General features: G+C 43.6%; 12 protein-coding genes. 1 reads left to right on the forward strand and 11 read right to left on the reverse strand.

Annotated features, from left to right (window positions below; all coding sequences use genetic code 11):
- Window positions 1–161: 161 nt before the first annotated feature.
- From cheB to NSU15_RS21045, 9 genes are all read right to left on the reverse strand, one after another.
- Window positions 162–1241 (reverse strand): chemotaxis-specific protein-glutamate methyltransferase CheB, encoded by a 1080-nt coding sequence (gene cheB / locus NSU15_RS21005; RefSeq protein ID WP_339287450.1) that lies wholly within the window; start codon window positions 1239–1241, stop codon window positions 162–164.
- Between the two features lie 41 nt (window positions 1242–1282).
- Window positions 1283–2896: a methyl-accepting chemotaxis protein gene (locus NSU15_RS21010; RefSeq protein ID WP_339287451.1), complete on the reverse strand. Its 1614-nt coding sequence runs from the start codon at window positions 2894–2896 to the stop codon at window positions 1283–1285.
- Between the two features lie 190 nt (window positions 2897–3086).
- On the reverse strand, window positions 3087–3749 hold the full coding sequence (locus tag NSU15_RS21015; protein ID WP_042129722.1) for a response regulator transcription factor: 663 nt from the start codon (window positions 3747–3749) through the stop codon (window positions 3087–3089).
- 38 nt (window positions 3750–3787) lie between these two features.
- Complete coding sequence (locus NSU15_RS21020; RefSeq protein ID WP_339287452.1) at window positions 3788–4045, reverse strand: ATP-binding protein; 258 nt, start codon at window positions 4043–4045, stop codon at window positions 3788–3790.
- 9 nt (window positions 4046–4054) lie between these two features.
- Window positions 4055–6721: a PAS domain S-box protein gene (locus tag NSU15_RS21025; protein WP_339287453.1), complete on the reverse strand. Its 2667-nt coding sequence runs from the start codon at window positions 6719–6721 to the stop codon at window positions 4055–4057.
- Between the two features lie 97 nt (window positions 6722–6818).
- On the reverse strand, window positions 6819–7574 hold the full coding sequence (gene sigF, locus NSU15_RS21030) for an RNA polymerase sporulation sigma factor SigF (protein ID WP_042129724.1): 756 nt from the start codon (window positions 7572–7574) through the stop codon (window positions 6819–6821).
- Window positions 7575–7585: 11 nt separating this feature from the next.
- On the reverse strand, window positions 7586–8041 hold the full coding sequence (gene spoIIAB, locus NSU15_RS21035; RefSeq protein WP_042129726.1) for an anti-sigma F factor: 456 nt from the start codon (window positions 8039–8041) through the stop codon (window positions 7586–7588).
- Window positions 8038–8391, reverse strand: coding sequence for an anti-sigma F factor antagonist (gene spoIIAA / locus NSU15_RS21040; protein ID WP_042129729.1), 354 nt, complete (start codon window positions 8389–8391; stop codon window positions 8038–8040). The genes spoIIAB and spoIIAA overlap by 4 nt, the downstream gene beginning before the upstream one ends.
- 175 nt (window positions 8392–8566) lie before the next feature.
- Window positions 8567–9703, reverse strand: coding sequence for a D-alanyl-D-alanine carboxypeptidase family protein (locus NSU15_RS21045; protein ID WP_081390066.1), 1137 nt, complete (start codon window positions 9701–9703; stop codon window positions 8567–8569).
- Window positions 9704–10076: 373 nt separating this feature from the next.
- Between NSU15_RS21045 and NSU15_RS21050 the strand changes: the two genes are divergently transcribed.
- Window positions 10077–11090, forward strand: a complete 1014-nt coding sequence (locus NSU15_RS21050; RefSeq protein WP_339287454.1) for a serine hydrolase — start codon at window positions 10077–10079, stop codon at window positions 11088–11090.
- 98 nt (window positions 11091–11188) lie between these two features.
- On the opposite strand, the gene NSU15_RS21055 is transcribed toward NSU15_RS21050, so the two are convergent.
- On the reverse strand, window positions 11189–12520 hold the full coding sequence (locus tag NSU15_RS21055) for a pyrimidine-nucleoside phosphorylase (RefSeq protein ID WP_076121485.1): 1332 nt from the start codon (window positions 12518–12520) through the stop codon (window positions 11189–11191).
- A gap of 161 nt (window positions 12521–12681) precedes the next feature.
- Window positions 12682–13506, reverse strand: a complete 825-nt coding sequence (locus tag NSU15_RS21060; protein WP_042129737.1) for a purine-nucleoside phosphorylase — start codon at window positions 13504–13506, stop codon at window positions 12682–12684.
- Window positions 13507–13508: the final 2 nt, after the last annotated feature.

Here is a 13508-nt window from a genome sequence, read left to right on the forward strand (position 1 = left end):
ATAAAGGTTAGTGGTGCGTTCGGTTGTTAGATTGCTCACAGAGGTTTGGGTTATTTTTATAAAGCAGAGATTAAGAGGGCATCACCGATATAACGTAGAAATAACAAAAAGACTGTAACATTACAAAAAGAGCCTCCAAAGGAGACCCTTTTCATTCTAATCTAACGCTGTAGCTCCCCCGTAACCTCCATAACCTTCGAGGCTAACAAGTGCGAAGGAACCTCATCATCCACGCACCCGAGCGCCATTGCCGCTTCAGCCATTTCATTTATAATAGAAGTCTCTTGCGATTCTACCATTGTAGATTGGGCGCCAGCTTGTTTGGCCTTTAGCATCCCTCTCGACCCATCGTTACCCCTTCCGGTCATCAGAATCAAATGCTGCTTCAAGCTTTTTAAACCTGAGATCGAATCGAACAACACATCCACGGATGGACGGTGCCCGTTCACCGGAGCTTTCCTGTGTAGTTTGATTCTATATGCTTGCCCTTGTTGAACTACGGTCATATGACAATTACCAGGTGCGATATAGGCTGTTCCGCCGCGCACCAACTGATCATTCTTCGCCTCAACCACCTGTACACTTGAGAACCGCTTCAATCGTTCTGCCAATACCTTCGTGTACTTGGGCGGCATATGCTGAACGATTAACAAGGGGTATGGGAAGTTCGCCGGGAGTGAGCTAATTACGATTTCAAGCGCCTTCGGTCCGCCTACTCCACATCCTATGGCGATGATTTGATCGAATTCTTCTATACACTCAGTTTTAGAATTGTCTTCTGCCTGTTGTCCTGTAATCACTTTGGAAACAGTTATATTGTTAAGGATAAGGGTTCGCAATGGAATTTGAGCAGCATGTTTAATTTTGAATATGAGCTCGTCTTTTATATGGGATAAATCAAGTCTATATAACTGAGTTGGCTTGGATATAAAATCTACGGCTCCATTCTGTAGACCTGTGATGGTTGCTATTATTCCATCCTTTGATCCTGAGCTTAGGATTAGGATAGGGGTTGGACGCTGTGACATAATACTAGAGAGTGCTACTAAACTATTCAATTCCGGCACTTCTATATCAATCGTCACGACATCAGGCCTGAGTTCTTGAACCATGCTAACCGCTTCGGATGCATTACGAGCTGCTCCAATAACCTCGATAATTGAATCCTCCGTAATTAGGTTCGATATCTGTTTCCGCATCATTACTGAAGTAGCTACAACGAGCACCTTTATCTTTTGCACTACTTCTCCTCTCCTATCAATGATGATCCCCATGACACTGTTTACTTCACTTTAAAAATAGATACGAGTGCATTTAGTTCCTCCGCAAGCTGTGCTAATGCATTAGCCGTTGTTGCCGTTTCACTGCTGCTTGCCGCCATTTCTTCTGTTGCTGCCGATATACTCTCGATCGAGTACAGCACCTCTGATGACTGCGCGGCCTGCTCTTCACTGGCAGCAGCGATTTCTGTTACTTTATGAGCGGTATCGTTCACCATAGAGATAATATGATCAAAGGCTTCCCCATTTTTTTGTGAAAAAGCTACGCCTTCAACTACCGCATTCACACTTTGGTGTGTATTCTTCTGCATTTCTTTAATGATGTTCGTGACTTGTTTCGTAGCCTCACTGCTCCGCTCTGCTAGCTTTCTTACTTCATTCGCCACAACGGCAAAACCTCGACCCTGTTCACCCGCACGAGCGGCTTCTATAGCTGCGTTTAGCGCCAGAAGATTTGTCTGTTTTGCAATATCATCAATGACTGCAATAATCTCTCCAATTCTATCGGAGTCTTCCTCTAATCTAGACATTTGATTATTTAGCACAGTCATTCCTTGTATAGAGTTCGTAACGACGAGACCACCGTCCTGAGCGATACGCATGGTTTGATCTGACAGCTCAGAGGCATGCTCTGCACTCTGGGCTACTGAATTTATTGCATCAGACAATTCCCGGAACAACTCATTCATCGTTTGTGCTGCAGTGGCTTGACTCATACTGCCGCTAGCCACTTCCTCTGTACTGGCTGATATCTGCTGCGCAGCCGCCGAGACACTTTCTGCAGAGGACAAAATCCCCCCCACAGTTTGCCTTAAGTTCAGAACCATTTCATTCACAGAATTCGCGAGTTTTCCGATCTCATCATTGGAATTTAGATTCGAAGTTTCGCTTAAGTCCCCATTAGCTACTTTACCTAGCAGGCGCATCACTTGATTTAGAGGCCGTGCTATGATTTGCGAGATTAGATAGCCAAAACCCACGCTGATCAGAAGTGCAATAATCGTAACACTAAAGGTAATTAACCGAGAGGATTGATATAGTTTATTAGCACTATCACTGGATCCCTGCGCCTGCTTCATATTGATGTCAATTAAACCTTGCAGGAAATCCGTCATCTCTGTAGTAGCCAGCTGTAAATCTCCTGTTAGCAAATAATTCGTATACTCTTCATTACTGATATTGGTTTTATCCACTTCGATCGCGTGATCCACGCTGGTAATATAGCGTTGCCAGATCTCGGGATAAGTCTTCATCTTCTTTAACTCTTCTTCTCTCAATTTTGTCTTACTATACTTACTCATGATGCCTTCAATGCTTTGGACGTTCTTATGTATTTTATCTTGATACTCTTTTTTCTTCACCTCGGTTTTGGCCATCGTATTAATATCTCGGATATTTATTCTATTTGTTAAAAAAAGCTCATTCGCTTCACCGAGATAGGCAATCGGTGTTAAGCGATTATTATACATATCCTCGATGGACTCATCCATCTTACTCAAATTGCTTATTCCATAGAATCCTACAAAGCATAAAATGACTGATACCAACACAAATGCTGAGATTAGCTTTACCGCTGTCCTCAAATTATAAAACCATTTCACCCTTCTGCACCTCATTACGTTAGTCAATTTTTAGTAATTCTTAGGAACTATTTCATCATAAACTGTAAGCAGAATATGGTAACCGAAAAAAATTGGCGTGACCGCGCAAAATTATTGCGCACCCCCGCCAAGAAGCGAAAAACAAAAAAATCCCGTCTCACCATCCAGTGATCGGGATTTCAATCTATGAGATTGTTACGTATTTTCACAATGAATTAGTAAAATCTGAGTCCTTCAATATTCCTAACCGTTTAGCTTTTATAGCCGCTTCAATTCTAGATTTCACATTTAGCTTTTGGAACAAATTCGTTAAACTATATTCGAGCGATCGCTGACTCATCAGCACAATCTCCGCTATTTCTTTATTACTTTTTCCTTTTGCAATTTCCGTTAGCATTTCATGTTCCCTTTTGCTAATCTTGGAGACTGCTTGTTCATCATTAATTTCTAATCCTTTTGGAGGTACTTTTCTTAGCTGCTTGACTAAGGTTCGCGGTAGAATGACTTCACCTCTTAATGCACAGCGTACCGCTGTAATTAACTGCTCTCTATTCGTCGTTTTTGAGATAAACCCAAAGATCCCCGATTCGATCATCAGGTTAAATTTGTTGGTAAATTCATATCCGGTATAGATTAAGATAATCGCATCCGCGTTCATGGTTAATACTTGCTTCGCCAAATCAATCCCATTCACATCTGCGATATGAAGATCAAATAACATTACATCAAAAGAATGACTACTCACCATTTCAAGCACCTCATGAGCTGAAATGGCTAGAGTAACCTTCATATCTCCTTCTTGCTCTAATATCATTCTTGTCCCTTCCATAACTGATGGATGGTCATCCACTAACAATATTTGAATCATGCCTATGATTACCCCTCTTTAATTGTTATACCGCATGATTAATCTGCAGGTATAGATATATAGACTGCTAATCCTTTTTTCTCTGGCGAGTGGAATGCTATCGTCCCATCCATACTCCGAACCCTTTCCTTCATTCCATAAATACCCATACTTGTAAGCGAGTCCTCTCCTAATAGATTCATTCCAATTCCGTTATCTTTATAATTCAAATGAATATGATTGTCTTCACTAGCTAAGGTAATGTGGACTTCAGTCGCAAAAGAGTGCTTCGCTGCATTCGCTAAAAGCTCTTGCACAATACGGTACTAACCTATAAGCACTTCATCATCCAACTTATGTGTAAATGCTTCAACCTCGAAATAAATCTGGTAGTTGGTACGCAGCTGCGTAAATTCAAACAACGTCTCCAGCGAGGAGATAAGACCTTCATTGATTAATGCAGGAGGTCTGAGCTCGTTACAAATAATCCGCAGTTGATAGATAACATCCAGTAAGCCTTCAGCTATCTGTTCTAGCTGTTCTCTAAACTCCCCATTGATGGACTTTTCACCTAAGAGAAGATCCAGCTTACGATACCAGATAATTTGTTCTTGAAGCGCTGAGTCGTGTAAATCCTGAGCAAGACGTTTTCGCTCATTCTCGGATAAATTAAACATAAAGCGGAGAAGCCAAGTAGGAGCCACATGCTTGGAAGCCGCTAGCTCAAGGTCTTTCGTTAAATCTTCGATAAGCAAAAAATGATCAAAGAGAACACTGACATAACGGGTAATGGTCTCCAGCCACACACGAATAGAACTGATTTCCAATAAAACCGTCTTCTCGTTAATCGATAGTAAGTAGCTTTTTCCTCGGGACTCCCCTATCTTGAGTGAATACCCTTGCTCAGTCTCAATAATTTCACATAATTTATCACTGTTAGATTCAACTTCGATAAAATGTATATTGGTTATCTGCAGAGTGTCTCTGACCTCTCTAAGCAACCGCTGTTCCATATGGCTAATCTTCATGACACCAAAAAGGTCTTGGGAGAACTGATCCAGACTCGTTTGCAAGTGAAAATACCGTTCCTCACTCTCACGAATAATCTGCTCTGTATGTTCTCTGTCTTCATCTGCTTTTTTGCGATCACTTATATCCCTAAATATCGAGATACATGCGACCTTTCCTTTGTGCACAATGGAGCTAGCTGTTACCTCTACATCGATAATCGTTCCATCTGAACGTACAACCTTTTGTTCAATTGGTGCTAGGATTCTATAGGGCTCTTTATAGATTTCACGCATTCGTTCTTTTGCCAGCGACAGAAATTCCGGATGTGCCCAATTGAAAATATTTTTACCGATCAATTGACTCTCATCGTAAACACCAAATAATCCAAGACAAGAAAAGTTCACATACACAAACTTATAATCGCTATGGAGAACGACCGCTTCAGGCGACATCTTGATCAGCTGCTGATTAAGTTCCTCGCTTTCCCTTAGTTCTTTTTCCATTTGAACTCTCTTCGTAATGTCTCTTGCAACTATCACAATGTTCATTACATCTCCATCCTCACTTAGAACGGGAGTAGCAAGACATTCTAAATTTAGGATATAACCTTTTGAATGAATAAAACGATTGTAAAACATCTTGCTTGCTTTTGTCCGAAAAATATTTGAGATCTGTTCTCGCAAGCCTTCTTGCTCATCTGGATGGATATACTCAAGTATGGTAGTGTCCTTGATTAAGCCTACAGGAATACCGATCAGGATCTCACAGGAAGGGGAGGCTAAAATGAAATTACCTTTTTGATCCAGAACCCCCATCATATCCTTCATGTTATTAATAATAAGTCTATACTCTGCTTCACGCTGCGCCAACTTGTGTTCTACTTCTACAGCTGATGTTATCTCTCTAGCAACCACAAACACACCAATAATACGACTATTCACATAAATCGGGATATTTTTCATAGACCAGTGGCTCACTGATCCATCCTTACGGGAAGAGGACACAACATAATGCTGAGCAGATCCCCGTACTGTTCTTTCAAAATAATCTAACATCCTCGGTATATTCTCTACTCCAAATAGATTCATGATGGACAAATTCTCTCCGACCATACTCATAGACTCTCCAGTAAATTGCTCTGCTGTAGAATTAATTTCCAAAATATTCCCTTGCAGATTTACCTCACATACGACGTCTGAGTTATAGTCGAATAAGGATTTATAGCGCTGTTCGCTTTTGAGCAAAGCCTCTTTCATCAACTTTCTTTCTGTGATATCTGCCAAGATCCCGTCAAGCCGAACTACCGTATGGGATTCATCCAGACTGGGTATGATCCTGACCTGTATCCATCGAGGCTCACCACTTGCGTGGATAATACGATATTCACTAAGCTTTGGAATCCCCTGCCGAGCTGTTAATAGGATCTCTTGAATCGTGGGGGTTTCTTCTTTATGAGCAATACGGAACCAAAAATCATTCTCTTTCGCCTGTTCAACGGAATAACCGGTGATGTTGAGAACGGCATCCGATACAAACAATACTTTCTTAGTTACATAATCATAAGACCAAATCGCCACATCAAGTTTAGAGAACATCTGTTGATACAAAGAAAATGAGCTTTCCAACTGTATCTGCGCTGTTTTTTGTTCAGTAATGTCCAGCATAACTCCATCTATTCGGTAAACCTTGTTCTCCTTATTTAGGATTGGCGTGCCGATCATTTGAACCCACTTTAGTCCTTCAGTAGGTAGTTGCATCCGGTACTCAAGACTACTGATATGACCAGCAGTTAATCTTTGCATGTAGGCATCATATCGATCAAGATCCACTACATACACAAATTCCCGCAAAAAATTAGGGTTGCGTGGCATAGTCTTCCTTGTGCAACCAACCCATTCCTCTAAAATATTCGACATCGTCAGCAGATTTTCTTCCATATCCATAGACCATGTGATCACATTCTCGTCGCCGAGTGAATGCATGTTGAGATCATCTCCACATAAAAAGCCCCCCCTTCTCGGGGCGGCTTTTTGTTCTAATTCGCTATTTTACAAGCGTCATTACATGAATAACTTTATCCTACTGAGCAATCTGCTCACGGATATTCTGAAGTATTTTCTTCTCCAGCCGGGATACCTGCACTTGAGAGATCCCTAAACGACTGGCGACCTCCGACTGCGTTTGATCACGATAGTAACGAAGATAGACAATCAGACGTTCACGTTCACTGAGGCCTCCGATCGCTTCATTTAATGCCAGCTTATCGAACCAACGCTCCTGTGATTCGTCAGCGATTTGATCAATCAGCGTGATCGGATCTCCATCATTCTCGAACACCGTCTCATGGATAGAAGTCGGCGGTTTATTGGCTTCTTGAGCGAATACCACTTCTTCGGGTGTAACCCCTAGTGCTTCCGCAACTTCACCGATCGTAGGCAGACGATCAAGTGTTTTAGACATTTCATCCTTCATTTTACGAACCTTGTTAGCCATTTCCTTAAGGGAACGACTGACCTTCAAGGTACCATCGTCACGAAGGAAACGCTGAATCTCACCGATAATCATCGGCACAGCATAAGTGGAGAACTTGACCTCATAGCTGAGGTCAAATTTATCTACGGACTTCAGTAGTCCGATGCAACCGATCTGGAACAAATCGTCAGGCTCATACCCGCGGTTCATAAACCGCTGTACTACCGACCAGACCAGTCGGATATTACAGCTTACAAGTGTGTCACGGGCAAGACTATCTCCGGCCTGACTGAGCGCGATAAGACGTTTGACCTCCGCATCGTCCAAATAGGTCGGCGGAGCTTTTTTTGACTCTGCATCCATGGCTCCAACCCCTAATTGTATAAAGCTTTTTTCGAGACGATGGTTTTCTTCATTGAGATAGAAGTACCGTGTCCCGGTTCACTAGTGACTTCAAATTCATCCATGAAATTCTCCATAATAGTAAAGCCCATGCCCGACCGCTCCAGCTCCGGCTTAGAGGTATACAGCGGCTGTTGCGCCAGCTCTAAATCCTCGATGCCCCGTCCTTGATCCTCAATGGTTAGATGTACGGTTTCGTTGTCCAGTGATGCCGAAATGGTCACAATGCCTTCCGGATCACTATCATACCCATGAATAATACAGTTGGTGACCGCTTCCGACACGACTGTCTTCAGATCATTCAGCTCGTCCATCGTAGGATCAAGCCGGGAAACGAACGCCGCTACGACTACACGCGCGAACGATTCGTTCTCCGAGCGTGCAGCGAACTGCACGTTCATGAAGTTACCAGCCTTACTATTTGTCATAACGCAACCTCCAAATCCGAGAGTGCAGTACTCTCGTCGTCATATAGGGGCATGATTTTGAACAGGCCTGACATTTCCAGCAGCCGCTTCACAGGTGCCGTTGCATCACACACCACCATTTTTCCACCTTTACTGTGGATCAGTTTATACCTTCCCAGAATCACGCCTAGGCCTGAACTGTCCATAAACTGCAGATGCTTAAGACTAAGAACTAAATGCGATACCTGACCACGCATAATCGCTTCATCCATATCCATTCTTACAAAATCTGCTGCGTGATGGTCCAGCTCCCCTGATAAACGGACAATCAACACACCTCTGTGATGCTCCATCTCCACATGAGAATTCATGCTTGCCACTCTCCTCTTCGTTGCTTTGAAAACTGACCTTGAAAGACGGTACTAATTCCCTTCAAGGACAAGGTTTTCTACGCGGCAAATCAGGAATCCTGCCTCACGACAAAACTAGAAGAAAACCCCTATGAATCTACAGAGTACATGGGAGTAATCTACAAAAAAACTGTTTTTAATCTACGCCGAACATCGAGCCTGTTGTACGCTTAAAGAGCTTCCACCAGCCTGCTTTCGGCACAGCTTCCCCAGCTTTTAAATCATATTCCTTAATCACTTGGGTACCTTGGTAGACAACCAGCTTGCCTACAGATTGACCTTCAGCCACTGGAGCCTTCACGCTTTCCGGCAATACTAATTCGTGGCGAATGCCTTCTTGGGCCACACCTTTTTTCAAAAGAACACTGTACGTCTCTTTCGCTGTGATCGGCAGCTCCGATTTTACGCCCTTTTCGATCTTGAGGGTGCCGATAGCATCCCCTTCTTTGTGGATCGTGTGTACCTTATATTGCGAGAACAGGTAATCGAACATGCCTGAGACTTCACTGTTGCGTGTCTTTGTGTTCGGTTCGCCTAGCACAACAGCGACTGCACGCAGGCCATCTCTCGCCGCTGTAGCGGACAGACAGAATTTAGCCTCTGCAGTATACCCTGTCTTCAGTCCATCAGCACCAGTGTAGAAACGCACCAGCTTGTTCGTATTCACCAACCAGAACGGTTTGGTTGAATCCTTGCGTAAGTAATCCTGATAGGAACCCGTATATTTGATAATTTGATCATGCTTCAAAAGTTCCCGACTGATGACCGCAATATCGTATGCTGAGGAATAGTGATTGGCGGCTGGAAGACCGTTACAGTTGGCAAAATGGGTATCTTTTAGACCCAGCTCCTCTGCACGTTTATTCATCAAGTCTACAAAAGCACTCTCTGAACCCGCTATTTTTTCCGCCATAGCGACAGAAGCATCATTACCAGACGCCATAGCGATGCCTTTGAGCATATCGTCTACCGTCATTTCTTCACCCGGCTCCAGAAAAATCTGCGATCCGCCCATCGAAGCCGCATATTCACTTGTCCGCACCTTATCCGTCAGTTGCAGTCTACCTTCATCCAGCGCTTCCACCGTTAGTAACATCGTCATAATCTTCGTAATACTTGCGGGAGGCAGCTTATCATGGCTGTTCTTCTCATAAATAACAGTACCGGTACCAGCGTCCATCAAAATCGCAGAACGTGCTCCCGGTGCGAGGTCTACAGCGGCAGCTTTACTGCCAGAGTCCTTGTTTTTTTCCTCTGCATAAGCGCCTGACATAGGTCCTAGAACCGACACAGCAATACAGAGCACAAGCACAGCAAAACGCAATTTTCTCACAATGGTTCCCCTCCTGAACGTTAACCTTCATATCACAGGTACTGTGTTCCAGTTTCGTCAGAAAGGGTGGAAATTATTCCATTTTCAAGGAAATAACCACAATTATTTATCACAAGAAGTTATAAGGTTATCAATTAAAAAAAGCCCAGCAGCAGTTGCAGAGCATTTTTATTATAGGGGAGATCAAAAATTATTTCAAATTTTAATGTTTTCCATTTTTTCCGTATTCATTTAAGCCCCTTTAAAGGAAAATGAAAGGTTAGAACGAATCTATTTAAGAACTTAACAGGTTTATAGAGGAGTGAATATACAGATGAACCATCTTGCAGATTGTATTGAAGCAGAAGCTAAACAGAACAATTTCTCTGGTATAGTGCTGGTAAATCAACAGGATAAAGAAATCATCAGCAGCTGTTACGGTTATGCTAATAAGTCGGATAAACGCGAAAACAATATTCATACTCGGTTTGGGATTGCTTCCGGGTGTAAATTATTTACGGCGGTTGCCGTCTGCCAACTTGTCGAACAGGGATTGATTTCTTTCGAAAGTAGAGTCTTAGATTATCTGAAAAAGGTAGATTTCCCTCTCTTTAATCCTGAGATCACCATACATCAGCTGCTTACGCACAGTTCTGGTATTCCGGATTATTTTGATGAAACAATCATGGATGATTTCGAGGAACTGTGGAAAACACGACCTATGTACACTTTGCGGCAGCTTAATGACTTTGTGTCGTTGTTCCAAAACCTCCCCATGATGCGGACCCCTGGCGAACGTTTCCACTACAACAATGCCGGATATATCGTGTTAGGCCTTCTGGTGGAGGAATTGAGTGGAATGTCCTTTTGCGACTATGTGGAGCTTCACATCTTTAAGGCTTGTGGAATGAAGCAATCCGGTTATTTTACGTTAGATGCCTTACCTGCCAATTGTGCACTCGGATACATAGAGGAAGAAAACGGTGACTGGAGGACCAACATCTATTCAATCCCGGTAAAGGGAGGCGCTGACGGTGGAGCTTTTGTAACCGCTCCCGATATGCAGCTATTCTGGAAAGGGCTAATGAACCACACACTTTTGAGTCCAGTACTCACTTCGTTGTTACTTACACCCCACATTCATGTGGACGGCGAAGGATATTATGGTTATGGCGTATGGATCACCCTCCGAGAAGGAGAGGTGATCAAGTTCCACATTATGGGCTACGATCCCGGCGTTTCCTTCCGATCGGCTTTCTATCCTACTAGTGGTGAGACTGTAGTAGTAATGTGTAATACAAATAGCGGGGCTTCTCAGATTTTCAATAAGATCGATAATCGTCTGTAATTGTTACCAAAAAAGAGCAGCGATCTTCCCGTAATGGGAAGATCGCTGCTCTGCTGTCTGTTTAGGGTCTTCGTCATGACCATAATTATTTACCTTGACTAGTACCGTGTTACCCCATCCTTCGTAACAAGCGCGAATACCAGTGGTAATGGTGGAATCGATTCAGATGTAATACGGTAGGCTTCTAATACCTTATCTTCAGCTTCCTCTACCTTCTTATCACTGGCATCGTTGATATGCAATACTGCAAGGGTATCGCCGACCTCTACTGCATCTCCAACCTTTTTAGAAAGTTGAATACCCACAGCCAAATCTATCACAGATTCCTTGGTTTCACGTCCGGCACCAAGCAGCATAGCAGCAATGCCGATTTCTTCTGCTTGAATCCCCTCAATGAACCCCTTAGTTTTTGCTTTCACTTCAATGAATCGTTTGGCAGCAGGCAGTTTCTCCGGATCATCGATTTGCGAAACATCTCCGCCTTGCGCACTCACGATTTGTTTGAATTTCTCCAACGCTGTGCCATCTTCAATATGTGTCAAAAGCATCGAGCGGGCCTCTTCTTCATCCTTGGCTTTGCCACCAAGAACAAGCATCTGGCTACCCAGAATAAGACAGACTTCCTGCAGATCCTTCGGACCGTGACCTTTTAAGGTCTCGATTCCTTCCTTGATTTCGAGCGCATTGCCAATTCCATATCCGAGCGGTTGATCCATGTCGCTGATGATAGCGACTGTATTACGACCCAGATGTGTGCCGATGTCAACCATGGCTTGAGCAAGCGCAATAGAATCATCAAGCGTCTTCATAAAAGCACCGCTGCCGGTTTTGACATCTAGAACAATAGCGTCTGCACCTGCTGCAATCTTCTTGCTCATCACTGAGCTTGCGATAAGAGGGATGGATTCAACAGTCGCAGTTACATCCCGAAGGGCATACAGCTTTTTGTCTGCGGGTGTAATGTTGCCCGACTGGCCGATCACGGCAGCACCGATTTCACCTACTTGATCAAAGAAACGATCTCGATCCATCTCTACTGAGAAGCCAGTGATCGACTCCAGCTTATCGAGTGTACCTCCTGTATGCCCAAGACCCCGTCCAGACATCTTTGCTACAGGTACTCCAGCAGAGGCTACCAAAGGAGCAAGTACAACAGTAGTCTTATCTCCCACTCCACCTGTCGAGTGTTTATCAACCTTAATTCCTGCGATTGGGCTAAGATCTACTTGATCACCGGACATCGCCATTTCCATCGTTAGATCGCCGGTCTCCCGTGCGTTCATGCCTTGAAAATAAACCGCCATGGCCCAAGCGGAAAGTTGATAATCAGGAATTTCACCTTTACTGTAGCCTTGAATTAGGAAAGATATTTCCTCACGACTCAGCTCTCCACCATCTCTTTTTTTCTGAATAATATCGACAGCTCTCATCTTACACCTGCAATTCACGGACATTTGCGCGAGCAAATCCGATATATTTTGGTTTAGTCAAATTAACTACTTTCATTACCTGATCATACGTTAATGGCTTACGTTTAATCACTTGTGTCATAAATATGACCTCCCAGTAATTCAAAATGCAGTCCCCGAAATTACATTTTTGGAATAAAGCCTAAGACCAGCTTCAAGAAACGCTCACGCACACGTTCTGCAGTTTCCATCACCTCTTCATGATTGAGAGGTTGATCCAGGATTCCCGCAGCCATATTAGTAATACAGGAGATACCCAATACTTCAATACCCGCATGACGCGCAACAATGGTCTCCGATACAGTAGACATCCCCACAGCATCCGCGCCTAGAATACGAAGCATTACGATTTCAGCAGGCGTTTCGTAACAAGGTCCCAGGAGACCTGCATATACGCCTTCTTTGAACTCGAAATTCTGCTGAGCTGCCGTTTCCTTTGCTACCTGAATCAGGCGGCGACTGTAGGCGGTCGACATATCTGGGAAGCGCACCCCAAGTGCAGGATCATTAGGCCCTATTAACGGGTTACGTCCAGTCATATTAAGATGATCTGTAAGAAGCATAAGATCGCCTGGTTTGAAATCTGTGTTCACTCCACCAGCAGCATTCGTTACTAGTAAACTGGCTATACCAAGCTCTTTCATAACCCGCACAGGAAATGCTGTTACTTCCGGTCCATAGCCCTCATACATATGAAAGCGACCCTTCATCATCACAACACGGCGTCCTTCTATCATACCAATCAACAGCTCGCCCTCATGTCCTTCTACAGTAGACACAGGAAAGTGAGGAATCTCATCATATGGAATGCTCACTCCATCAGTGATAAGATCTGCCAGCACACCGAGACCTGAACCAAGGATCAAGCCAATTTCCGGAGCCACCGGACATTTGTCTTTTATATAAATGGCTGCTTCTTGAATTTCTTTTTGAGTTAACGCGCTCATGG

It is taken from the genome of Paenibacillus sp. FSL E2-0201, assembly GCF_037963325.1.
Lineage (GTDB): Bacteria > Bacillota > Bacilli > Paenibacillales > Paenibacillaceae > Paenibacillus_AQ.